The organism is Frigoriflavimonas asaccharolytica (genome assembly GCF_013294015.1).
GTDB classification, from domain to species: domain Bacteria; phylum Bacteroidota; class Bacteroidia; order Flavobacteriales; family Weeksellaceae; genus Frigoriflavimonas; species Frigoriflavimonas asaccharolytica.
In genome coordinates this window covers 1-24,173 of sequence record NZ_JABSNO010000013.1, presented here as the reverse complement: position 1 = coordinate 24,173, position 24,173 = coordinate 1, and the positions used below count along the sequence as shown (strand labels likewise).

Genomic DNA, 24,173 nt, shown 5'->3' with positions numbered 1-24,173 from the left:
TAATGGACGAAGAATTACAAGAAGGAGAAAGCTTAAGAAAAGTATCCGGACTTTACAAAGATTGGTTTTTAGATTATGCTTCTTACGTTATTTTAGATAGAGCAATACCTTCCGTTTTTGATGGATTGAAGCCTGTGCAACGTAGAATTATGCATTCTATGAAAGAACTAGAAGATGGTAGATACAATAAAGTTGCGAATATTGTAGGAAATACCATGAAATACCATCCGCATGGAGATGCTTCTATCACAGACGCAATGGTAGGAATTGGGCAAAAAGAATTGCTTATCGATACCCAAGGAAACTGGGGGAATATCTTCACTGGAGATTCTGCCGCAGCTGCGAGATATATAGAAGCAAGATTGACACCTTTCGCATTAGAAGTTGTTTTCAACCCAAAAACTACAGAATGGAGCAAATCTTACGATGGAAGAAACAACGAACCGGTAGATCTTCCCGTAAAATTTCCGCTGCTTCTTGCACAAGGAGTAGAGGGAATTGGTGTAGGACTTTCTACCAAAATTTTGCCACACAATTTTAACGAATTAATAGATGCTTCAGTTGCACATTTGAAAGGTAGGAAATTTCAAATTTTTCCTGATTTTATTACCGGTGGTTTTCTAGATATTTCTGAATATAATGATGGTGCAAGAGGTAGTAGAGTGCGAGCGAGAGCAAGAATCATCCAGAAAGATAAAAATACGCTGCAAATAACGGAGCTTCCTTTTGGCAGAAATACTTCAGATTTAATAGATACCATCGTAAAAGCGAGCGAAAAAGGTAAGATAAAAATTAAAAAAATTGAAGATAATACATCTGATAAAGTTGAGATTTTAATCTATTTGCACAACGATATTTCTCCAGATAAAACCATTGATGCATTATACGCTTTCACAGATTGCCAGGTAAGTATTTCGCCAAATGCATGTGTAATTGTGGGCAACAAACCAATGTTTCTTTCCGTTTCGGATATTTTGAAGATGAATACGGAAAATACCGTTTCTCTATTAAAAAAAGAATTAGAAATTGAATTGCATGAATTGCAAGAAAATTGGCATTTTTCTTCATTAGAAAGAATCTTCATAGAAAATAGAATTTACCATGATATTGAAGAAGTTGAAACATGGGACGATGTAATAAAAACTATTGACGAAGGCTTAAAACCACATACAAAACATTTACTCAGAGCCGTAACTACAGAAGACATTCTACGCTTGACGGAAATTAGAATAAAAAGAATTTCCCGTTTTGATTTAGATAAATTTAAAGAAAACATCATTGCGCTGGAAGATAAAATAGAGCAGTGTAAACACAATTTGGCACATCTAATTCCGTATGCGATAGATTATTACCTAAATATTCAAAAAAAATACGGAAAAGATAAAACCCGATACACAGAATTAAGAATTTTTGATACCATAGATGCAACAAAAGTTGCTGTAGCCAACGAAAAATATTACGCCAATTTTGCAGAAGGATTCGTAGGAACTTCTCTTCGAAAAGATGAATTTTTGTTTGATTGTTCAGATCTAGACGATATCATCACCTTCCGGAAAGATGGCGCAATGCAAGTGGTAAAAGTTGAGCAGAAAACCTTTGTGGGCAAAGATTTATTGCATGTAGGATTGTGGAAAAAGAATGATGCTCGCACCGTATACAACATGATTTACAGAGAAGGACGAACAGGTGCCGTTTTCATGAAACGCTTCACTGTAACATCCATCACCAGAAATACAGAATATCCGTTGGCTTCTGATGTGAAAGGTTCTGAAGTTCTTTATTTCTCTGCAAATCCAAACGGAGAAGCAGAAGTTGTGAATGTTCTTTTAAAACAAAATGCCAGAATTAGAAAATCTAAAATAGAAATAGATTTTTCTGAACTCGCCATTAAAGGTAGAAATTCCAAAGGAAATCTGGTCAGCAAATATCCCGTGAAAAAAGTGGATATGAAAGAAGAAGGAGTTTCTACCTTAGCACCAAGAAAAATTTGGTTTGATGAAACCGTGAAAAGATTAAACGTGGATGCACGCGGAACTTTGCTCGGTAGCTTCAAAGGAGAAGATAAAATACTGACTATCAATGCAAATGGCGAAGGGAAACTGATTTCTTTTGAACTAAGCAACCGATTTGACGACGATTTTCTCATCCTAGAAAAATGGAAACCACAGCAACCAATCTGTTGTATTTATTTTGATGGAGACAAAGAAATTTATTACATCAAAAGATTTGTAATGGAAAGTACAAATAATGTGCAACCCATAATTTCTACAGAACATCCAAAATCTTTCATAGAACACATCATTACTTCTAGTAATGCACAAGCAGAACTAATTTTTGCAAAAGTAAAAGGCAAAGAAGCAGAACCAGAAAATGTAGATTTAGATGAATTTATCGCTATGAAGGGTATAAAAGCAATTGGAAATCAATTGACTAAAGAAAAAATAAAAATCATTAATATCACTATTCCAGAACCAGAAGAAGACATAAATGATGGATTTGAGGAGATAGAAAATGCACAAGATAGCAACAGTTCTACTGATCAAGATTCCGAAGATGACGAAATCCCTGAGGAAGGATTGCAGGGTAGTTTATTTGAAGAAGACAATTAATTTTAAAATATTTAATGGATACAATATTAATCATAACCATTGCTATCACAGCAATCATCAGTTACATAAGTTTCGATAAAAGAAACGGCTATTTTGAGAAATATAAATTTAATGTAAGTGCAATATTATACAAAAAAGAATACATCAGATTGCTTTCTGCAGGATTTCTACATGCAGATTTTATGCATTTAGGATTCAATATGCTGACGCTTTATTTCTTCGGACCAATTGTAGTAAGCGCTTTTGGAGATGTTGGTTTCGTAGTTACCTACATCGGATCCATACTTTTAGGAAACATATTTTCCTTATTTTTATATAAAAATCAAGGTTGGTATTCCGCAATTGGTGCAAGTGGAGGAGTTTCGGGCATTTTATTCGCTTCAATTGCGATGTATCCGATGATAATGATCAACTTTATAATTCCCGGTTTTGTATTTGGATTCCTCTATTTTGCATACTCTGTTTACGCCATGCTCAACCCAAAACAAAATGATAATATTGGTCATTCAGCACATTTAGCCGGCGCATTTTTCGGCTTGGTTTATGCGGTTAGTTTGCAACCAGAAGTAGCCATGAGCAATGCAATTTATATTGGGGTAATGGCGCTTCCGCTATTATATATGGGTTATGAAGTTTTTATTAATAAGAAAATCCGTTAATTTTTTTGGAAATATAAAGGTTTTTTCTCTTTTGAAAAACTTAGCCTGCTATCCATTACAATCTTTTTCACCTCGTTTTTTCAAACGAGATAAAAAAGGATTTCCATTTCTATCAGGGTTAGAAGAAAAGATATCGTTTTTTTCAAATGAAGTATTGTACTTCAAAATTCACATGAAAAAGTCTAATAAAACGCTTCAAAACCAATAGTTAGTACTTCCGTAGGAAACCTAACGGAGTGCTTCGACGAAGTCAATCTTTGCGCTGAAATTCCTAGGGAATGACAACTTATGCGTATAAAATCTATTTTATATTTATATTTGATGTTATACTGTAAAAATTTGCTTGCAAATTCTTAATGTTTCTTAATTCCTTCACCAAATCTTAATGGTAAAAAAAATTCAGCAAACTTTTGCAAAATTTTGTATTTCATTTCCAAGCAAAATCTTTTGTAAATTTCGTAGTTAATATGGAAAATTTGCTTGCAAATTCCTAATATTTCTTAATTCCTTCACCAAACCTTAATGGTAAAAAAAATTCAGCAAACTTTTGCAAACTTTTGTATTTCATTTCCAAGTAAAATCTTTTGTAACTTTTGTGGTTTAAAAAGAAAATTTGCTTGCAAATTCTTAATGTTTCTTAATTCCTTCACCAAATCTTAATGGTAAAAAAAAAATTCAGCAAACTTTTGCAAACTTTTGTATTTCATTTCCAAGCAAAATCTTTTGTAACATTTGTGGTTTAAAAAGAAAATTTGCTTGCAAATTCTTAATGTTTCTTAATTCCTTCACCAAATCTTAATGGTAAAAAAAAATTCAGCAAACTTTTGCAAACTTTTGTATTTCATTTCCAAGCAGAATCTTGTGTAACTTTTGTGGTTTAAAAAGAAAATTTATTTGCAAAAACTTAATATTCTTAATTACTTCACCAAATCTTAATGGTGAAAATATTCTCAAATTAACACATTTTCAAGTCCTCAAATTTTCTTTCGCCTCTTCAAATTCATCACCACAATTGCAGCTATAATCAACAAAATCCCAATCCATTGCGAGAAAGAAACATGTTCATGCAAAAGAAAATACGCCATCAATACAGAAACAGGCAATTCTAAAGAAGAAACAATACTTCCCAAACCAATTCCTGTCAACGGAAAACCAGCATTTAGCAAAAGCGGCGGAATCACTGTTCCAAAAAGCGAAAGTATAATCGCCCATTTTGCAAAAATCTGAAAATTAAATGCTTTAGCATTAGAAAAAATCCCCATTGCTTGATCAAAAAAAGGAAACTGATTTGGCAAAATTTGCGTCAATAAAGTGAACAATACCACCAAAGTTCCCCCACCAAAAAGCATATATAAACTTCTTTGCGCAGAAGAGATATGTGTGGCAATTCTATTCGCCGTAAACATCGTTGTCGTAAACGAAGCTGCGGCCAAAAGTCCAAAAAACAAACCTAAAGGATTTAATTTTACAGAAGTATTTAGCAAATTTGTTGCTAATGCTGTACCTATTAAAACGATGACTACAGAAATCATTTTTCGAGCAGAAGGCAATTTTTTGTCCAAAATACTTTCCAAAACTACACCCATCCAAACGGTTTGCATCAGCAAAACGATGGCAATGGAAACAGGAATATCAAATTTTACTGCTAAATAATAGAAAATACTCGTCATTCCAGTAGAACTTCCAGCCAACATCAATTGAGAAACATTTTTTTTTGAGGCTTTTACTGTCGGCGTTTTGGCTTTATTTTTTAAAAATAAATTGATGATTAACATTCCAATAATACCAAATGCGAACTGAGAAAATGTAATTTCCGCTGTTGTATAACCTTCGCCATAAGCCATTTTTACAAATGTTGCGAGCATTCCATAACTTGTAGCACCTAGTGCGACTAATAAAACGCCTTTCAGCGTTGTGTTTTTTACCATGATTTTTTATAAAGCCGACAAAGGTAAGTTTTTTATAAGAATCAAGAGGTAAGATTCAAAAACAAGATTATTTTACACCAAATATAAACCGATCATTACCAGATAAATCTTTCAATAATTCTGAATGAGAAAAATATTGAAACAATTCTAGAGTTTCTTGTCCCAATTTTTGGTTAATTTCCAAAAATAGAAGTCCACCATTTTTTAGGTGTTTTTTAGAATCTTCGGCTATTTTTTTGTAAAAAATTAGGGCATCATTGGTAGGAGAGAAGAGCGCAATATTGGGCTCAAAGTTTTTTACGCCATTTTCTATTTCAGAAATTTCATCTTTTCCAATATAAGGTGGATTTGAAATTATAACATCATAACGATCCACCATTTCTGAATGTAAATAATCTTGCTGCAACCAATTTATTTCCACATTTAAATTTCTAGAATTTATATTTGCAACAGCCAATGCATCGCTAGAAATATCTAGTCCAGAAACTATTGCATTAGTAAATTTTTTCTTTAATGTGATTGGAATTATTCCACTTCCCGTTCCAATATCCAAAATTTTTATGTCTTTAAATTCTAGATGCTTGATATTTAATTCTTGTATCTTAAAAATCGCTATTTCTACCAATTCCTCTGTTTCTGGTCTTGGTAAAAGCACATTTTCGTTCACAAAAAACGTTTCACCATAAAATTCAGCTTTTCCCAAAATCTGTTGATAAGGAATTCCAATTTTCAGGGAAGCTATAATTTCTAAAAATCTTTTATATGTTGCCGTATCTACAATAAAATCCGGACTAAGTTTCAGTTCAACTTTATTTAATTTCAGCAATTCTTCGCAAAAAATTGCTACCAATTCTGCTATTTCAGTTTTGGAATAAATTGAAGTTAATTCTTCATCAAATTGTTTTCTAATGGCGTAGACTTGCATCATTTCAATAGATTTATCTTGTAAATACCAAGCAATTTTCTGTAGAAAGATCTTCTGCAAATTGATAATTTTCGTAATTAAAAGATTTTACATCATCCAAATTTTCACAATTATTTTCGGCGCAGTATTTTATTACTAATCCTCTCGCATGCTTTGTATACACTACTATTTGCTTCGGTTTCCCAGATTTTAATTCGTAGAAATGAAAGTTGATTACTTTCCCTTTCAATTTTTTTTCATCTAAAACTTTGTAATATTCTGCGCTAGCCAAATTAAGGATAAGTTCGTTTTTCTTTAATTCTTTGTTGAAGTTTTCAGTTAACATTTCTCGCCAGAAATCGTACAGATTTTTATTAGCTTCAAACTCAAAATTTCTACCCATTTCTAATCTGTAAAGCATTATTTTGTCGGATGGTTTTAGCATTCCATACAAACCCGACAGCATTCTAAAATTATCTTGTAAGTATCCTAGTGCTTTATCATCTAAACTTTGTGCATCTAAACCGCGATAAACCTCGCCTTTGAAGGCAAAAAGTGCTGCGGTAGATTCTTTTGCGTTAGGTTTTGCGTTCCAATTTTGGTTCCTTTCCCAGTTTTCATCTGCTAATTTTGTAGAAATATCCATTAAATTTTTTAGATAATCTGGAGATTTTTCTTTCAAATATTTTTGAATTAAAGTTGCCTCGTTAATGAATTTTGGAGTAGAAAATTTTGGAAGCTTGGGATTATTATCTACAGACATTAATTTAGCAGGAGAGGAAAGGATTTTCATTTTTAAAAGTTTGGATTTTTTTTTGCAGAAAGAAAAAATATCTGCAATAGAAATTATTATTCTTTTTACAAAAATAGTAAATATAGATTGAAATTCAATCTATAACTAGAGCGGATTCTTATTCTACCTTAATTGCAAAAAAGAAGCAAATGGAATTAAACTGATATTACAAAATTCCTTTTCCCTGTCGCAAAATTTCTGGCTCGCCACTTGTTAAATCCACAATTGTAGAGGCAATATTTTCTCCATAACCGCTATCAATAACGATATCAACAAGATGATCATATTTTTCTGCAATTAATTCTGGATCTGTAGAGTATTCTATTATTTCATCTTCATCTCGAATACTGGTTGAAGCGATAGGATTTCCCAATTTCTCGACAATCATCTGCGGAATGCTGTGATCAGGCACTCTAATTCCCACCGTTTTTTTGCCTTTGTATGCAAGTGGTAAATCTCGATTAGCTTCCATAATAAAAGTGAAAGGTCCTGGAATATTATTCTTTAAAATTCTAAAAGTGGAGGTGTTGATGTCTTTTGTGAAGTTCGAAAGATGGCTAAGATCATTACAAATGATAGAAAAATGGGCTTTTTCTAATTTAACATCCTTTATTTTCGCTAATTTTTGCATCGCTTTTAGGTTGTTGATATCGCAACCCAAAGCATAAATTGTATCCGAAGGATAAATAATGAGACCACCTGACTGTAAGGTTTTTACCACCTCTGCAATGAGACTTTCTTGCGGATTATTTTCGTAGATTTTTAATATTTTTGCCATGTGTAAATTTACAAAAATTTAAAAATATATAAAGTTTTTGCAAAAATATTTGCAATAAATAAAAATAATTGTACATTTGCACCACAAAATCGCGGGGTAGAGCAGTAGGTAGCTCGTCGGGCTCATAACCCGGAGGTCGCACGTTCGAGTCGTGTCTCCGCTACAAAGTAAAAGAGAATCATTAATTTGGTTCTCTTTTTTTATTTTTAATATGGAAGAGTTTGTAGTTTACGTTCTTTATTCAGAAAAGTATAAAATTCATTATACTGGTTTTACTTCTGATTTAATATCTCGTTTTAGATCTCACAATTTGCTTTCGAACAAAGGCTTTACAAGAAAATAAAGACCTTGGCTTGTAGTTTACGTTGAGTTTTTTAATAATAAAAAAAATGCAATTCAAAGAGAGAAGTATATAAAAAGTGGTGCAGGTCGTCAATTTTTAAAAAATAACTTGTGAGCTCATATCCGCCAAAGGCGGACGCACGTTCGAGTTCCGCCAATGGCGGACTACAAAGTAAAAGAGAATCATTAATTTGGTTCTCTTTTTTTATTTTTAATATGGAAGAGTTTGTAGTTTACGTTCTTTATTCAGAAAAGTATAAAATTCATTATACTGGTTTTACTTCTGATTTAATATCTCGTTTTAGATCTCACAATTTGCTTTCGAACAAAGGATTTACAAGAAAATATAGACCTTGGCTTGTAGTTTACGTTGAGTTTTTTGATAATAAAAAAGATGCAATTCAAAGAGAGAAGTAATTTAAAAAGTGGTGCAGGTCGTCAGTTTTTAAAAAATAGCTTGTGAGCTCATATCCGCCAAAGGCGGACGCACGTTCGAGTTCCGCCAATGGCGGACTACAAAGCAAAAGAGAATCATTAATTTGGTTCTCTTTTTTTATTTTTAATATGGAAGATTTTGTAGTTTACGTTCTTTATTCAGAAAAGTATAAAATTCATTATACTGGTTTTACTTCTGATTTAATATCTCGTTTTAGATCTCACAATTTGCTTTCGAACAAAGGCTTTACAAGAAAATAAAGACCTTGGCTTGTAGTTTACGTTGAGTTTTTTAATAATAAAAAAGATGCAATTCAAAGAGAGAAGTATATAAAAAGTGGTGCAGGTCGTCAATTTTTAAAAAATAGCTTGTGAGCTCATATCTGCCAAAGGCGGACGCACGTTCGAGTTCCGCCAATGGCGGACTACAAAGTAAAAGAGAATCATTAATTTGGTTCTCTTTTTTTATTTTTAATATGGAAGAGTTTGTAGTTTACGTTCTTTATTCAGAAAAGTATAAAATTCATTATACTGGTTTTACTTCTGATTTAATATCTCGTTTTAGATCTCACAATTTGCTTTCGAACAAAGGATTTACAAGAAAATATAGACCTTGGCCTGTAATTTACGTTGAGTTTTTTGATAATAAAAAAGATGCAATTCAAAGAGAGAAGTATATAAAAAGTGGTGCAGGTCGTCAATTTTTAAAAAATAGCTTGTGAGCTCATATCCGCCAAAGGCGGACGCAAGTTCGAGTTCCGCCAATGGCGGACTACAAAGTAAAAGAGAATCATTAATTTGGTTCTCTTTTTTTGTGCGTTGAAGCGACATTTTTTGAGGATTATTACTATTGAATAAGTATATAATTATGCATTCTAATATCCTATTTTCTAGTTTTTAGAAAATTAAATCTTTTTTATAGGAATTGTAATTTATTGTTGTATATTTGCAAAACAAAATCGCGGGGTAGAGCAGTAGGTAGCTCGTCGGGCTCATAACCCGGAGGTCGCACGTTCGAGTCGTGTCTCCGCTACAAAGGAAAAGAGAATCATTAATTTGATTCTCTTTTTTTTATGCGGTGAAGCGAGATTTTCGGAAGGTTTGTTGCATTGCTTTTTAAAATTAAAGTAGAAAATTAAAGTAGAAAATTAAAGGAAATTAGCAAACAATTTAGAATATAAAAAAACAAAAATTGATTTCACACTTTATAAATTTTTATCAGATTGATACGAAGGATATTATAAATCTGCACCATTAATGATAGATAAAGAATACTAAAATTATATTGAAGCCCAGTATAAAAATATCCAGTCTATTGAATAATAAACTGGATATTTTTCTTTAATGGTACATTCAAAAACAGAAGAAAATGTGTTTCTAAAGCATTTACAATAATTTGATATTATCTTTATACAAAATTCAATCTTGAATTATTTTGGTACATTAGATTTTTAATAGTAGATTTTTAAAAGTTTGAATTTTATTTTTCTATTCTCAAAAGTTTAAATTCTCGCGGAGATAACTCTACAGCTTCACCGTTTAAACTTAATTCGTAACGCTCGGTATCTATTTTCAGTCCGCCAAAACTTAAGACGTTCTCTATTTTTTCTTCCTCATTAAATCTTTTGAATAGGGGAGAGAGGTTTTTTTTGAATCTAAGTGTCTCAACCAAATTAAAACCATTCATTTTTGGCAACATAATATCTATGATTATCAAGTCCCAAGTTTTCCTGATATAGTTTTCTAAAACTTCTTCTGCATTTTGGCAATGAGTAACAAAATATCCATTTTCAACCAAACCTTTCACCAAAAATTCAGAGATTCGGGAATCATCTTCTACAACCAGAATCTGCATAATTTTAAATTTGTTGAATATTAATTCAACAAAAATACTTTAATTACTCAATAAATCAAACCTAGTAAATTTGAGAGTGCTACTTTTTATAAATTTTTATTATTTAAAATTATTCAGAAAAGCTGTAAGTAAATATGTTGCAGTATTTTGGAAAAAAAATAGAGAATCATTAAATTGACTCTCTATTATTTTGAAAATTGGAAATGTAAGAATTTTATTTATTTCAAATTTTGTGCAATTTCTTTGCAATCTATTTGTTTTAAGGAATGTCCACCTTCAAATTTCACCTGTTTTGCAGAGGTGTAATTTCCATCTTCATCTTGATTTCCGATACCTTCTTGCAGTTTTTCATTTTTCTTCAAAAACCAAATTTCACGAGTGGAAGATGTTCCTTCAGAATTAAAAACATAGATTAATTTTAAAGTATCTCCGCTTTTAAAACCAGATACATCACCAGTAGAATTATCTTTTTCAGCGTTTTTATAATTTAATTTTCCAGTAATTGTTCCTAAATTATCGCTGATTTTTAAGTAAACAGAGTCATTTTTCATATCATCAAAATAGCACAATGTTGGAATTTCTTCAATATTAATATCTGAAGAATTTACAGTTTGAGAATCTTGCTTGATATCTTTGATATTAGAATCCTCTAATTTTTTGTTGCAAGAAAATGCCAACGTTGAAGCCGCAAGTAAGAAGATAAAATTTTTCATAGGTTTTGTTTTTTTATAGTTAATAGATTTTGATATAGCACTTCAAATTTTCAAGTGCTAAGTACAACGTAAAGATACCAAATTCAAATATTTAATTCAAATTTGATATTCAGAAAATTTAATTAAGATCAACAAATTATAAAAATAGTGCCTCAGTAAAAATGTCCTATAATTTATATTATGTTAAATAGAATCAAAAACAACCAGAGAAATTGTATTAATCCTTCCTCTGGTTTATGTATTTATTAAAAATAAAATCTACAATCTAAATTCCAACTTAACGTTGAAGAATCTTCCTGTTAAATTTACTGGTACTGGAAATATTGTACTGGAATTCACATCTGTGATCCAATTGTTTGCAATCGTATTGTAAATATTAAAGGCGTTAAATATTTGAACTCCTAAAGTTAATTCATCAAAATTACTTAAAAAACCATAGGAATTATTATTTTCCTTACTATCTACAAATACGTAGGACAATCCAATATCTACACGCTTATAAGAAGATAAAGTTTTTTCAAATAAGTATGGATCTGAAAATAATGGCGATCCTGTAGGCAATCCCATTGCGTAAGTTCCTGTAAGATTTACCCGCATTTTCGGAAAGCTAGGCATATAATCTTGATAAAATATGGCAAATCTAAAATTTTGATCCGTCGGTCTTGGAATATCTCCTTTATTATCTATATTTTCGAAAGATCTTGCATAACTTGCAGACAACCAAGAATCTACACCTGGTACAAATTCACCATTTAATCTTGCGTCTACCCCATAAGAATATCCTGTAGCATTATTCAAACCTGTATATCTAATTCTCACATTATCAAGATAATATGGTATTAAATTATCTAATTTTTTATAATATAATTCTGTTGTTAGTTTAAATGGTCTTTCATACATTTCAAATTCATAATCATTTGCGACGATGATTTGAGTAGATTTTTGAGACTTAATATTGGGATTGAAATTGCCTTCTAAATCTTTAATTTCCTTGTAAAATGGTGCTTGATAATAGATTCCTCCAGCTACACGAAACAGCATATCTGCATCCCAATTTGGTTTTATGGCAAATTGTGCTCTTGGCGAAAAAATAGTTTCATCATTAAAATCCCAATGCGCAACTCTTGCACCTGCATTAATATTCACCTTACTGCTTCCCCAAAACATTTTGTGAGAAAACTGCAAATAAGCCGAAGTTCTAGTTGGTTGTATATTATTATCCCCCCGAATGAGATATTTTAAATCTAAATTACCATCATTAAAATCTCTTGGACCAGTAAATGGTCTTGGAACGCTATATCCGATGGAATCTTGCAATTTGTACTCATTGGTAAAGTCGCGTAAACTTTCCCTTTCATATTTACCACCAAATTCAAAATTTGTGTTCACATTTAGCGCATATTTTGCACGCAGTTGTGCACCATACGTTTTCACCAAAAGATCATTTCTTGCGTTATCTATTTGTCCACCAACATCATAAGATACTACAGGTTCTCCCGTTGCAGGATCAAAAGCTTGCAATCTATAAGCTGATGCTATTGTATAATATTCTCTTTCTCTATTTTGGTATGCAAAGGAATTAAGAGAAATATTCAGTTTTTCTGTAGGTTTGTAATTGATGGAAAATGTACCCATCATATTTTTATATTGATCGTCTTCTCTACCGTTGTAGAAAATATCAACTTTCAAGGGTTGCAACACAGAGCCGAAATCCACTGTTTTTTGCTTCGGAATTACTTCAAAATCATTTTTAGAATAGATACCAAGAAAAGAAAGCGACAATTTTGGAGAAATATGATAATTCATATAACTTTGAAAATCTACATATTGAGGATTAAAATCCGTTTCGCCTTTTTGGGTGTTTAGAAGTAGATTGGTGTTTCTATATCTTCCAGAAAAAAGTACATTAAATTTTTTATTTTCTGTAGCAAAACCTGTAGAAAGTCTGCCTCCTATCAAACTTGCTTCTCCAGAAACTTCAAATTTTGTAGGTTCTCGATAATAAATATTCAAAGCGGAAGACATTTTGTCACCATATTTTGCTTCAAAACCACCGGCAGAAAAATTCACAAAAGAAACCATATCCGGATTGATGATGCTCAAACCTTCTTGTTGAGAATCACGAATTAATTGTGGCCGGTAAATCTCAATATCATTGATGTAGACAAGATTTTCATCATAATTTCCACCACGAACCATATACTGCGAAGAAAGTTCTGAATTAGAATTTACGGATGGCAAAGTTTTCAGCATTCCTTCTATACCTCCCGAAGCAGAAACTATTTGTGAAGCTTCTCTCGCATTAATTCTCACATTGGTAAGATCTGATGTACTACCACCTTTTCTTTGAAAAACTACTTCTTCAATATATTGAGTTTTCAACGTATCTTTTTTTTGCGCAAAAAATAGCGTTGGTACAATGGATAAGGTGCAAAATATATATTTCTTCAAGTGAAAATGTTTTAAGGTTTAAATTTAAGAATTTAATTATAAAATTGCTTCTCGAATTCTGGTTAATTTTGCTAGGAGATTTTCTAGCTGATCTAGTTGCAGCATATTGGCTCCATCAGAAAGTGCCACTTTTGGGTTTGGGTGCGTTTCTATAAACAAACCATCTGTTCCTACAGCAATTCCAGCTTTGGCAATAGTTTCTATTAATTCTGGTCTACCTCCCGTTACACCAGAAGTTTGATTGGGCTGTTGCAAAGAATGCGTAATATCTAAAATCACAGGTGCATAGTTTTGCATCGTTGGGATTCCACGAAAATCTACCACCATATCTGTATAGCCAAAAGAATTTCCTCGTTCTATGATGGCTACTTTTTCATTTCCAGAATCTGTAATTTTTTCTACTGCAAATTTCATCGCCTCAGGAGAAAGAAATTGCCCTTTTTTCAAAGAAACGCACTTTCCAGTTTTTGCGGCAGCGACTAAAAGATCTGTCTGGCGAACCAAAAAAGCGGGTATTTGCAATACATCTACATAGTTTGCCGCCCACTCTGCATGGTGGTTTTCATGAATATCTGTTGTTGTTGGAATGTTAAAAGTTTCGCCAACTTTTTTTAAAATTTCCAAAGATTTCTCCTCTCCAATAGTAGTAAAGGAATCTACTCTGCTCCTATTTGCTTTTTTGAAACTGCCTTTAAAAATATATGGAATTTCATATTTATTGGTTATTTCCAACACTTTTTCAGCAATTCTCAGTGCCATATCTTCGCCTTCTATAATGCATGGACCTGCAATAAGAAAGAAATTTTTTGAATTTTTGTGGTGGATATTTTCTAGGTATTGGATCATTTTTTTGTTTTTAATTCAGCTTCTAATTGCTCAATAGTTGTTGTGTATTTTCCTTTTGTAATATTTTTTTTATAGATATCTATCCATTTTTGAACATTTACAAAATCTTGCGCGATGTAATAGTTATTCAATAAATTTGCGATACTCTCTTCTAGATATAATTTAGTTTTAAAACTATTTAAATTCTTTTCCAAGTAGGCAGAAGTTTCTGGTAGTTTTTTTTGAGAAGATAAAGAGTAAATCTTTTCTTTTATCATCAATTCATCATTAAAGCCTAATTTATCTGCTTCTTCAATTATTTTTTCTGCTTCGGAAAATTTCCCCAAAGCATTGTTTGCAAAAGCAAGCTCGAAATAGAATTTTGCAGATTTATAATTTTTCGCATGGAGAACGAGTAATTTTGGCAAAGCAATATCAGACATTCCTTGTCCGTTCAAAATACTTAATCTATCTACCAAATCTTCCACAGTTGGTATTTCTGTGTAGTAATTTTTCAACCATTCTGGAGATTTATCAATATTGAATTTAATTAATCTTTCATCAGAAAGTTTTGCAACTTTCAATCGTAGATTTTGCCAGCGGATTTTGGTAGCTCCAGTTTCGTCGGCTTTTTTGTGCAGCAAAACACCATTTTTTAGTTCAAATGAATCTCCAAGTTGCAAAGTGTAGCCGGCAACATCATCAAAATAAAGCATTACAGCATACAATTCCGTACTATTTTCATCTTTTGGAGGTAGTAAAACCCATTCTTTCTCTGTTTCAAATATGGGAGTATCAAAGTTGATATCCTGCGGCAATATTTGCTTTTGTGCAGAAAGAATATTTGCTGCCAAAAGTACAAATGCGCTAATTAATATTTTTATTTTCATAATTTATTTACAATTTTCTCAATAGTATTCAAATTTCTAGAAGTCATTTTATCTTTAAAATTTTTCTTGCCCAATACTTTTCCAAAATCAGAATCTAAAGTTAATCCTTTTTTTATTTGCCAGTAGAAATTAGTTTCTATTAATTCTGCAAATTCACCATCGGTTTTTTTTCCCGCATCAAATGTAGAAAGCAAATCTGCCGCTACTCCATTTTCTGATATAAAATAATAAATATGAAATTCAGCATTACTTTCAAACGGATTTTTTGTAATTATATTTTCAATTTCTTCCTTTGTTTTGATGAATATATTGGCATCATACCTGAAATAATCCGACAATGCTTTTTTCAAAATAATGCTTAACTTATCAGAGCTTAAGCTAGATTCAAACAAAATATTTCCTGTTGCCAAAACCGACGAAACTTTTATCATTCCATTTGCTTCAAAAACTTTCCGCACTTCTTCCATTTTCATGCTCGTACCATTCACGTTTATGCCGCGAAGAAATGCACAATATTTCATATTTAGTTACTAAATTTATTAGCAGAATCAAGCTCTATTTTTGGCTCTTGAATTTTGATTCTCTCATACAAATTGTAATCTGTGCCAGAAGGTTTTAGATGGTACATCTTTTCCAAAATTGGATATTCACTGCTTAAACTATTTTTGATTCTAAATTCTTTAATTAATTGATAATGTGATTTATAAAACTCAGAATTTTCAGCTTCGAAAAGATTTTTATATGCCAATATATATTTTGGTTTTCTATTCTTTGCTACATTTAATTTGTAATTTTTTCGGTCTTTTTTAATTTCCGTCTGCAATTCTTTATCTACCAAACCAACTTCGTCAATCGTTTTCAGCTGGGAAAAATAAGGAACATAACCAGCAGGTTCTAAGAAGATGAATTGATTTTTATCTTTCTCGTATTCGTTCAAAAATAGACCAATATTTCTACGGTAATTCCATTCGCCATTTCCTGTTGCAATAGAATGTACCGTTTGGAAGGCCAACATTGGAAGGATGTAAAAGACAATTAATAAAGATAGCCAGAGATATTTTTTCTTATTTATTTCTAAAATAAAAACCAAAATCGGTACAAAAAGCAAGATTTGTGGAATCCAATAATACCAATCAAACAAACTTTTTTGCGAGATAAAGATCATCTGTTTGCTCCAGCCAAAAATGAAAATAATCCATAGAAAATAATTGCGGTTTTCTTTTACTTTAATTACAATTATGAATGCTATCAACTCAAACAAAAGAACAATGACGGTAAATAAATTGAAATCTCCTGGAAGTTTGAGCATTCCCCAGAAATTCCCGTAATTCTGCAGAAAATATTCCCAATTTTGAGCTGCTGTAAAATGACCTTCATAGGTCAATTGTTTCGCAACAATGGTATTATTCACAAATTCATTAAAATAGAAATAATTAAAAGATAAAAGGACAGAATTAGCCAAAATTCCACCTAAAACATATACCCAATTGATTTTTCTATGCCAAATTACATCAATTAAAAATACAATTCCGAGGAAAATAACGGTGTCTAATCTGCAAAATAATATTAAAATTGGAAAAACAATCAATGCCCAATTTTTCCTTTGATGAAAGCCGAAATAGAGTAAACTCATATAGAGAAAAAAGAGAATTCCATATTCCATTCCAAGAATAGAAATCTTGATGGAAGGTGGTAAAACACCAAATAAAAATATGAAAATCGCTTGCTGAATGGGATTTTTTAAAAGTAATTTGGACAAGAAATAACTGCCAATTGTAAACAATACAGAATTAAATATTAATAAAGGATAGATGAAATTTTCTTTCCCAAATAATAGATTGAAAAACCAAGAAACAAATACATATAAATGTGTGGTAGAAGCAGAAATCTTGGTATCTCCATTGAAGCCAATAACGCCATAATCCAGAAGATTTTGGGCAACTCGCCAAGTGATGAATGCATCTTCTTGTATGTGATGCGTCAACAAAAAAAGAAGCTTAAATAAAACTGTAAAAACTATTGCAAAGAGCGGAAGTTGCTCAAATTTCTTCATCAAAATCTATTTTCGGCAAATATAAAAGATTTTAAATAAATTTTACAAAATATCCTAAATGCAGAACCTAATTTGATGAAAAGTAGATATATTTGTTTTAAATGGAAAATATAAAAACGAAAATAGTTGCGCATCGTGGATGCTCTGCAGATTATCCAGAAAATACATTGTTGGCTTTTCAAAAAGCGATAGAAAATGCTGCGGATTTTATAGAATTAGATGTGCACAAAACCAGTGATGAAGTTTTGGTAGTAATTCATGATAATACAATTGATAGAACAAACTCTGACCATGCAACAGGATTGATTTCTGAAATGACTTTTGCAGAACTTTCCAATATAAATATGGGATATTCAGCAAAATTTGGCAATCAATTCAAGGATGAAAAAATTTCAACATTAAAACAAGTTTTAGATTTGGCAAAAGGAAAAATTAAAGTTTGTGTAGAGATAAAAGTTGTTGAAGCTGAAAAAGAAATTCTAGAAATAATTCATCATCTTGAAATGGAAAAAGAAATTGTAATATTTTCCTTTTACGAAGGTGTTTTAAAAAATATAAGAAATCTTGATGCAGAAATAAACACCCTCTTTTTAGTTGAAAAGTTTGAGCACCAGGATATTTCTACCGCAAAAAAATTAGGTTGCTTTGCAATTGGTGTGGGAAATGAAACAAATGTGAATAAAGAATTGCTGCAATTACTACATGCTGAAAATGTAGAGCTTTGGCAATATACAATCGACGATGAAGCTGAGATGAACAATTTAATACACTTAGGATTGGATGGATTGATCACCAATAGACCAAAAGATGGACTCACATTGCGATAAGCTTTTCTACAATAGCCATTTATTTTAAACTTGAATTGATATACGCACTTCAAACAAATATATCATGTTTCAGAAATTCAGGAATATTTTGCATAAATAATTGATACACATAAAAATTTGACTTAAAAATGTATCTTTGATTTAGCAATAAAATCATTATTTTTTTAAAATAAATATCCATTAATTATGAAAAAACTCTATTCTTTAGTTCTTATTTTCATTTTTACTACTTCCAGCCTCAATTTTGTTTATGCGCAATGCGCAACTGTAACTGCAGCGAGCATTACCAATCCTGGAAATTATACCATTGCGACACTTACAGAAAATGACGGCGTGAGAAATGGACCAAACTACAATGGTGCAACAATATACTACCCTACCAACGCTACTCCGCCATATGCGAGCATTGCAATTGTACCAGGTTTTGTTTCTGCTCCATCTACTGTGCAAGATTGGGGACCATTTTACGCATCTCATGGTTATGTTGCCATCATTATTGGTACAAATTCTTTGTTTGATTTTCCTGAAGCACGTGCTAATGCACTTTTAGATGCACTAGAGACCATGAAACAGGAAAATATTAGAATGGCTTCACCTCTATTTGGCAAATTAAATTTGAATAAATTAGTAGTGAGTGGTTGGTCTATGGGAGGTGGTGGTGCGCAAAGAGCTGCCGTTCTAGATAATACTATTTCTGGCGTCATTGCATTGTGCCCGTATTTATTAGCTCCTCAATTAAACCATCAAAGTCCGCTTTTAATATTTAGTGGACAAGCAGATCCTACTGCTCCTCCAGCTCAACACGCAGATCTTCACTACAATGCCACACCAAGTACAACAAGCAAGATGCTTTTTGAAGTTGCAAATGGCAATCATTCTGTAGCCAATACACCAACTGGTGCAAATGGTGATGTAGGAAAAATTGCAATTTCTTGGTTGAAGAAATATGTGGATAATGACGATTGCTATTGCAATTTATTAAAAAATTCTCTTTTAGCAAATAATACTCAAGCTTCTAAAATAAATCAAAACTTTCAATGTGATGGTGTTTTAAATGTGCTAGAAACGAATTCTAAGATAGGCGTGTATCCAAATCCTGCGAAAGATTTTATAATTGTTGATATTCAAGAAAAGGCTGATTATAAATTGTATTCCTCTACAGGAAAATTAGTTTTGACGGGTAAAATCTCTAAGCTTGAGAATAAAATAAATGTGCAGAAATTAAGTGCTGGCGTTTTTTATCTAGAAATCAACAATCAGGTAATTAAAATTATCAAAGTTGATTGATATTAGATTTGGAAGGTATGCTGCTATTTTTTAATTGTACCAAACAGCATAGCCTTTTCTACGCAATTCTAAAGCTAAATCTGCTTCCATTTTTAAGGCTTCTACTCTAGTCATTTTTTTTAAATTAAGCTCTTGGTACAAACTAGGACGAAGATAAGTCCCGTATTTTTCTACAATATTTGCAGAAATTTTATGCCCTTTTTTATTGATGTGCCCCGTTTTGTGCTGCGCCAATCTTTCTGCGGGTGTTTTGCTCGTCATTCCCACATACAAACATTCTAAAGAACCATTGTACTGCGGATTTGCTTTTCGAAATTTTGCCAAATCTGAAAAAACTTTTTTGTGCAATTCTACTACATACACTTGATAATTCATTGTAACAAATAATTAAAATTAATACTATTTCCTTACTGATAAATGTATAATAAACTTCATTCCAGACATAGTTGGGTTTATAGAATGGTAGCAAAACGTTTTTCGTTTAATTTTACGGAACGCAAACAAGGTTGATATGTATAATTGGACCTGCTTCTTCCTCGTTTTTCTCAACTAAAATTTCTGTCATTGCCTTTAATATTTGTTATCTGATTGAAATATAAAATATAATAATAAAACCTGTTGTGCATTTAGCATTTAAAAAATAAAATTAATTTTTTTACGTAATTTTTTACTGCATGACAAAAATTTTAAACCACAAAAGTAACAAAAGGAAACTCCTAAAAAAGCAGTTTAAAAGTTAAAATAAGTTTGAAAATATATAGCTTTCAACTTATTTTATCTTTTCAAATCTAAAAAACATCTGCTTTTGTGTTTAATTTTTCACCTTATATTTTTTGTCGTGTACTGAAAAGTAATTTAGACATTTTGTAAACGCAAAGTTAATTTATATCCTTAAAAATTTAAATGAGCAAAGAGGCATCTGCCAGCAGATTTTATTAAGCGTACGCTTTACATGCGAATATTCGCATCCTTTGCATCCTTAATTCAATCGTAACTGATTAAAAATCTTTGCGTTTGAAATTCTTCCACAAATACACAAAAGGTGTATTATAATGCGAATACACATAAAAATGTTTATTCTAACGCCAAATGATCTACAATTACCTCCAAAAATTGTTGCCCAAATTTTTCTAATTTCACAGCTCCAACACCAGAAATCTTTTCAAAATCTGTGAGGTTTTGTGGTTGCCGATCTGCCATATCTCTCAAAGAAGCATCATTGAAAATTACGAAAGCCGGCAAATTTTCTTCCTTCGCAATTTTTAAGCGCAATTCTTTCAGTTTTTGAAAAAGTGCCGCATCTACATTCAAAATTTCCTTTTGTATTTTTTGAACTTTCTGCGCAGCTACAAATTTTTGAATAGAAACCAAACTAACCTGTTTATTCTCGAAAAGTATATCTTTCGCAAGCTTCGTTAATAATAATCTTCCTTTTTCATGAAATCTAATTTCCAAAATACCTTGGTTAATCATCTGGATGATGTATTGTTGAAGATCCAGCCAAGAAGTGTTTTTTAATATTCCGTAGGTTTTTATATGCTGATATTTTTTCTCTAAAACCTGAGCATTTTGCGCACCACGAAGCACGTCTATCACCATTCCTGTAGATTCTTGCTCCTTCAATCTTGCGATACCAGAACATACCTTTTGAGCAATTAAAGTTCCATCAAAATATTTAGGTGGTGCCAAACAAACATCACAATTATTACAATTTTCTGCGCCAAATTCACCAAAATAATTTAAAAGTACCACTCTTCTACAGCTATTTGCTTCTGCATATTGCTGCATTCTATCCAATTTTGCATTTTGATATTCTTTGTTGGTGGCATCATCAATAAATTGTCTTAATTGAATGACATCTGCAAAACTATAAAACAAAAGACTCTGCGAAGGCAAACCATCTCTACCTCCACGTCCGATTTCTTGATAATACCCTTCTATATTTTTGGGTAAATTGTAATGAATCACAAAGCGCACATTTCCCTTATCAATTCCCATCCCAAAGGCAATAGTTGCAACAATGATAGGTGTTTCATTGGCAATAAAACTTTCTTGAATATCTATGCGCTCTTCCGCAGACAAGCCTGCATGATAGGCTTTTGCTTTGTGTCCGCTTTTATTCAATTTTGCGGTGATGGATTCTGTGCTTTTTCGGCTCAGACAATAGATGATGCCACTTTCAAAAGGGCGAGCATCTAGAAATTTCAATATTTGATTCAATCTATTGTTTGCTGGTCTCACTTCTAAAAAAAGATTTGGCCTATCAAAAGAAGAAATGTGTACCGTCGCATCTGGCACATTTAGTTGATCTACAATATCTTTTCTCGTTGCTTTATCTGCCGTTGCTGTGAAAGCTGCAATCGGGATTTCTGGAAATTTCTTTTTTAGATATCCCAGCTGCGTATATGCTGGTCGGAAATCATGACCCCAAGAAGAAATGCAATGCGCTTCGTCTATGGCAAAAAGGCTGATCTTTACATTAGGAATCTGTGGAAAAATGTTTGCAAGACTTTCTGGGGCAATGTATAGTAATTTCAACTTATTATCATTCAACATTTTCAAAACTTGATAGTTGATGGTACTATCTTGACTGCTATTGATGAATGCTGCAGGTATATCATTGGCTTTTAATGCATCTACTTGGTCTTTCATCAAAGCGATCAAAGGGGAAATTACAATTGCTGTACCTTCCATCAGCAAAGCCGGCAATTGAAAACAAATTGACTTTCCGCCACCAGTTGGCATTATGGTCAAAACATTTTTTTTATCTAAAACATCTTTGATAATCTGCTCCTGGTTGAACCGAAAACTGCTATAGCCGAAATGAGTTTTCAATGATTCCAAAATTTTTTCTTGAGAAATGACCATAAGAATTGTATCTTTAAATTTAACACCATAAATGTATTACTTTTCAAATTATCTAGCTCAATATTAAAAATAATTTAAATATATTTGCTTTCAATAAATTTATGTTGTACATTATCCTCCAATTTAAAATAATAAAAATACATGGCTGAATCTTTCTCAAAAAAAGAAAAAATAAAAAAGAAAATCGCGAAGCAAAAAGAGAAAAATGCTAGACGTGAAGATCGCAAGGAAAACAACGATAAAGGAAAAGATCTGGAAGATATGATGATGTACGTAGATCAATACGGACAATTGACCAGCACTCCACCAGACAAAAATGACAAAATAGACGTAGATGTGAATAATATCCGTCTTGGTGCAGCTCCTGTAGAAGAAGAGGAAGTTGTAAAAGTTGGTATCGTAACGTTCTTAAGTGAAAAGGGTTATGGTTTTATAACCTCAGATAGTATGAGAGAAAATGTATTTTTCCATACAAACAACTGTGCAGAGATGATAAAGAAAGGTAACAAAGTTACATTTGAAGTAGAAAAATCTGCAAAAGGTTTGGTTGCCGTAGATATAAAAATCGTTAGATAATTTTTTCTTTTTTGATAAAACAAAAACGCTCCATATTTATGAAGCGTTTTTTTTATGCCTAAAAACTACTGCCATCAATTTACTATTTTTAAAGAAATCAAACTTAGTAATGCAAATAGATTTTTACGGTTAATTTACTTTGTACAATTTTCCTAAAATAAATTTATATACAAAAAAAAGCGGGTTTAACCGCTTTTTATTTCTGTGAGTTGAAACACTAAAAGTCTCTATCACTTTATGGGTTTGTAGAGAAAATAGAAGCGTTTGCAATTAATGCTCTTCTATTCATTTTCAAAATATCGCGCACCCATTCTGCAAAATCTTCTGGTTGAAGCACCGTTTCTGGATTTCCATCTGTTAATCCACCATCAATCGACATATCAGAAGCAATTGTACTTGGCGTTAATGTAATTACACGAATGTTTTCTTTTCTCCATTCTGCCATCATGGATTGAGAAAGTGAAACCACAGCAGCTTTTGATGCAGCATAAGCCGACATATTTGGTCCACCTTTTAAGCCAGCAGTTGAGGCTACATTTACAATATCTCCTGCACCTTTTTCTTTTAGAAAAGGATAAACTGCTTTGGCAGCATAATACACCCCGAAAAGATTAATTTGCATAATCTCTTCCCAAGTTTTAGAAGGCATTTCTTCTATGCTTCCAAAATTTCCGATTCCAGCGTTGTTGATTAAAATATCAACACCATCCAATTCTTTTGCTAAATCTGCAATTCCTTTTTGAACTTCTGCTTCTATCGCTACATCAAAAGCAGCATAGGCAGCATTCACGCCTAAACTTTTTAGTTCTTCAACCGTGCTTTTTAGGTTTTCTACATTTCTGCCAGTAATCCCAACATTCACGCCTTCTTTAGCTAAAATCAGCGCCACCGCTTTTCCTAAACCTCTACCACCACCTGTTACGATGGCATTTTTTCCTTTTATATTCATAATACTATTTATTTTAATTAATGTTTGATTTAAAGCCTTTAAAGAATTCTACAATTAAATTTTTAACCACAAAAGTAACAAAAGAAGAAGCTTAATTAAATCGTTTTAAAGATAAAATAAGCAGACATTTTTAGATTTCCTTTTTGTTGATTAGTTTTATGAATGTCCGTTTTTAATAATAACGTTACTAAATTAACACAATGTTGTCATTCCGTAGGAAACCTAACGACGTGGTTCGACGAAGTCAATCTCAACGCTTTGTAAGACAGGACGCTAGATTCCTACGGAATGACAAAAATCCTGTTAAAAACCTATTATGATAAATTACGGATATACATAGTCAGCGCTTAAAAACACTATGATTTTCAATTTCTAAAATTTTAATATTGATATTTTCTGGAATTTTTGATTCCAAGTTAAAGTTATCACGG

The 24,173-nt window shown here is 31.9% G+C and carries 23 protein-coding genes and 2 tRNA genes; 11 read left to right on the top strand and 14 right to left on the bottom strand.

Features of this window, described 5'->3' with window-relative positions:
* The first annotated feature begins 2 nt into the window (after window positions 1-2).
* Window positions 3-2,609 carry a DNA gyrase/topoisomerase IV subunit A gene (locus HNQ03_RS09530; protein ID WP_173779444.1) on the top strand — a complete coding sequence of 869 codons (2,607 nt, stop codon included), beginning with the start codon at window positions 3-5 and terminating at the stop codon, window positions 2,607-2,609.
* Between the two features lie 14 nt (window positions 2,610-2,623).
* Window positions 2,624-3,268, top strand: a complete 645-nt coding sequence (locus HNQ03_RS09525; protein WP_173779443.1) for a rhomboid family intramembrane serine protease — start codon at window positions 2,624-2,626, stop codon at window positions 3,266-3,268.
* Between the two features lie 974 nt (window positions 3,269-4,242).
* Here HNQ03_RS09525 and HNQ03_RS09520 read toward each other — a convergent pair.
* The 4 genes from HNQ03_RS09520 to HNQ03_RS09505 form a co-directional block, all read right to left on the bottom strand.
* Window positions 4,243-5,196, bottom strand: coding sequence for an EamA family transporter (locus tag HNQ03_RS09520; protein WP_173779442.1), 954 nt, complete (start codon window positions 5,194-5,196; stop codon window positions 4,243-4,245).
* A 67-nt stretch (window positions 5,197-5,263) separates the two neighbouring features.
* Window positions 5,264-6,124, bottom strand: a complete 861-nt coding sequence (gene prmC / locus HNQ03_RS09515; RefSeq protein ID WP_317170366.1) for a peptide chain release factor N(5)-glutamine methyltransferase — start codon at window positions 6,122-6,124, stop codon at window positions 5,264-5,266.
* A gap of 10 nt (window positions 6,125-6,134) precedes the next feature.
* The gene (gene yaaA / locus HNQ03_RS09510) at window positions 6,135-6,893 is read right to left on the bottom strand and encodes a peroxide stress protein YaaA (RefSeq protein ID WP_173779441.1); all 759 of its coding nucleotides are present in this window, start codon (window positions 6,891-6,893) and stop codon (window positions 6,135-6,137) included.
* A 166-nt stretch (window positions 6,894-7,059) separates the two neighbouring features.
* The gene (locus HNQ03_RS09505; RefSeq protein WP_173779440.1) at window positions 7,060-7,671 is read right to left on the bottom strand and encodes an L-threonylcarbamoyladenylate synthase; all 612 of its coding nucleotides are present in this window, start codon (window positions 7,669-7,671) and stop codon (window positions 7,060-7,062) included.
* Window positions 7,672-7,761: 90 nt separating this feature from the next.
* On the opposite strand from HNQ03_RS09505, the gene HNQ03_RS09500 reads away from it, so the two are divergent.
* The 6 genes from HNQ03_RS09500 (at window position 7,762) to HNQ03_RS09475 (ending at window position 9,481) form a co-directional block, all read left to right on the top strand.
* Window positions 7,762-7,834: transfer RNA gene (locus tag HNQ03_RS09500), tRNA-Met, on the top strand.
* A 48-nt stretch (window positions 7,835-7,882) separates the two neighbouring features.
* Window positions 7,883-8,014, top strand: a complete 132-nt coding sequence (locus HNQ03_RS16120) for a GIY-YIG nuclease family protein (protein ID WP_226927479.1) — start codon at window positions 7,883-7,885, stop codon at window positions 8,012-8,014.
* A gap of 110 nt (window positions 8,015-8,124) precedes the next feature.
* Window positions 8,125-8,430 carry a GIY-YIG nuclease family protein gene (locus tag HNQ03_RS09490; protein ID WP_317170365.1) on the top strand — a complete coding sequence of 102 codons (306 nt, stop codon included), beginning with the start codon at window positions 8,125-8,127 and terminating at the stop codon, window positions 8,428-8,430.
* A gap of 147 nt (window positions 8,431-8,577) precedes the next feature.
* Window positions 8,578-8,709: a GIY-YIG nuclease family protein gene (locus HNQ03_RS16115; protein ID WP_226927482.1), complete on the top strand. Its 132-nt coding sequence runs from the start codon at window positions 8,578-8,580 to the stop codon at window positions 8,707-8,709.
* 110 nt (window positions 8,710-8,819) lie between these two features.
* On the top strand, window positions 8,820-9,170 hold the full coding sequence (locus HNQ03_RS09480; RefSeq protein WP_317170364.1) for a GIY-YIG nuclease family protein: 351 nt from the start codon (window positions 8,820-8,822) through the stop codon (window positions 9,168-9,170).
* Window positions 9,171-9,408: 238 nt separating this feature from the next.
* Window positions 9,409-9,481, top strand: a tRNA-Met gene (locus HNQ03_RS09475).
* 447 nt (window positions 9,482-9,928) lie between these two features.
* Here HNQ03_RS09475 and HNQ03_RS09470 read toward each other — a convergent pair.
* From HNQ03_RS09470 to HNQ03_RS09440, 7 genes are all read right to left on the bottom strand, one after another.
* Complete coding sequence (locus HNQ03_RS09470) at window positions 9,929-10,303, bottom strand: response regulator transcription factor (protein WP_173779439.1); 375 nt, start codon at window positions 10,301-10,303, stop codon at window positions 9,929-9,931.
* Between the two features lie 218 nt (window positions 10,304-10,521).
* Window positions 10,522-11,016: a hypothetical protein gene (locus tag HNQ03_RS09465; protein ID WP_173779438.1), complete on the bottom strand. Its 495-nt coding sequence runs from the start codon at window positions 11,014-11,016 to the stop codon at window positions 10,522-10,524.
* 258 nt (window positions 11,017-11,274) lie between these two features.
* The gene (locus HNQ03_RS09460) at window positions 11,275-13,467 is read right to left on the bottom strand and encodes a TonB-dependent receptor plug domain-containing protein (RefSeq protein WP_194305178.1); all 2,193 of its coding nucleotides are present in this window, start codon (window positions 13,465-13,467) and stop codon (window positions 11,275-11,277) included.
* 36 nt (window positions 13,468-13,503) lie between these two features.
* The gene (gene kdsA, locus HNQ03_RS09455) at window positions 13,504-14,313 is read right to left on the bottom strand and encodes a 3-deoxy-8-phosphooctulonate synthase (RefSeq protein WP_173779437.1); all 810 of its coding nucleotides are present in this window, start codon (window positions 14,311-14,313) and stop codon (window positions 13,504-13,506) included.
* A complete protein-coding gene (locus HNQ03_RS09450; RefSeq protein WP_173779436.1) occupies window positions 14,310-15,182 on the bottom strand; it encodes a hypothetical protein in 873 nt (290 codons plus the stop codon). Before HNQ03_RS09450 ends, kdsA begins: the two co-directional genes overlap by 4 nt.
* Window positions 15,179-15,703, bottom strand: coding sequence for a DUF1697 domain-containing protein (locus HNQ03_RS09445; protein WP_173779435.1), 525 nt, complete (start codon window positions 15,701-15,703; stop codon window positions 15,179-15,181). The genes HNQ03_RS09450 and HNQ03_RS09445 overlap by 4 nt, the downstream gene beginning before the upstream one ends.
* Before the next feature lie 2 nt (window positions 15,704-15,705).
* A complete protein-coding gene (locus HNQ03_RS09440) occupies window positions 15,706-17,235 on the bottom strand; it encodes a hypothetical protein (RefSeq protein ID WP_173779434.1) in 1,530 nt (509 codons plus the stop codon).
* Window positions 17,236-17,336: 101 nt separating this feature from the next.
* On the opposite strand from HNQ03_RS09440, the gene HNQ03_RS09435 reads away from it, so the two are divergent.
* Together HNQ03_RS09435 and HNQ03_RS09430 are read left to right on the top strand one after the other, a co-directional pair.
* On the top strand, window positions 17,337-18,062 hold the full coding sequence (locus HNQ03_RS09435) for a glycerophosphodiester phosphodiesterase (RefSeq protein ID WP_173779433.1): 726 nt from the start codon (window positions 17,337-17,339) through the stop codon (window positions 18,060-18,062).
* Window positions 18,063-18,248: 186 nt separating this feature from the next.
* Entirely contained in the window at window positions 18,249-19,349 is a 1,101-nt protein-coding gene (locus HNQ03_RS09430; protein ID WP_173779432.1) for a poly(ethylene terephthalate) hydrolase family protein, read from the top strand.
* A gap of 30 nt (window positions 19,350-19,379) precedes the next feature.
* Here the strand turns inward: HNQ03_RS09430 and HNQ03_RS09425 are convergent, their stop codons facing one another.
* Both HNQ03_RS09425 and recQ read right to left on the bottom strand, forming a co-directional pair.
* Entirely contained in the window at window positions 19,380-19,724 is a 345-nt protein-coding gene (locus tag HNQ03_RS09425; protein ID WP_173779431.1) for a ribose-5-phosphate isomerase, read from the bottom strand.
* A gap of 699 nt (window positions 19,725-20,423) precedes the next feature.
* Window positions 20,424-22,184, bottom strand: coding sequence for a DNA helicase RecQ (gene recQ / locus HNQ03_RS09420; RefSeq protein WP_262888556.1), 1,761 nt, complete (start codon window positions 22,182-22,184; stop codon window positions 20,424-20,426).
* 174 nt (window positions 22,185-22,358) lie between these two features.
* Between recQ and HNQ03_RS09415 the strand changes: the two genes are divergently transcribed.
* Window positions 22,359-22,793: a cold shock domain-containing protein gene (locus HNQ03_RS09415; RefSeq protein WP_173779429.1), complete on the top strand. Its 435-nt coding sequence runs from the start codon at window positions 22,359-22,361 to the stop codon at window positions 22,791-22,793.
* Window positions 22,794-23,028: 235 nt separating this feature from the next.
* Here HNQ03_RS09415 and HNQ03_RS09410 read toward each other — a convergent pair whose 3' ends face one another.
* Window positions 23,029-23,742, bottom strand: coding sequence for a 3-ketoacyl-ACP reductase (locus HNQ03_RS09410; protein WP_173779428.1), 714 nt, complete (start codon window positions 23,740-23,742; stop codon window positions 23,029-23,031).
* Window positions 23,743-24,173: the final 431 nt, after the last annotated feature.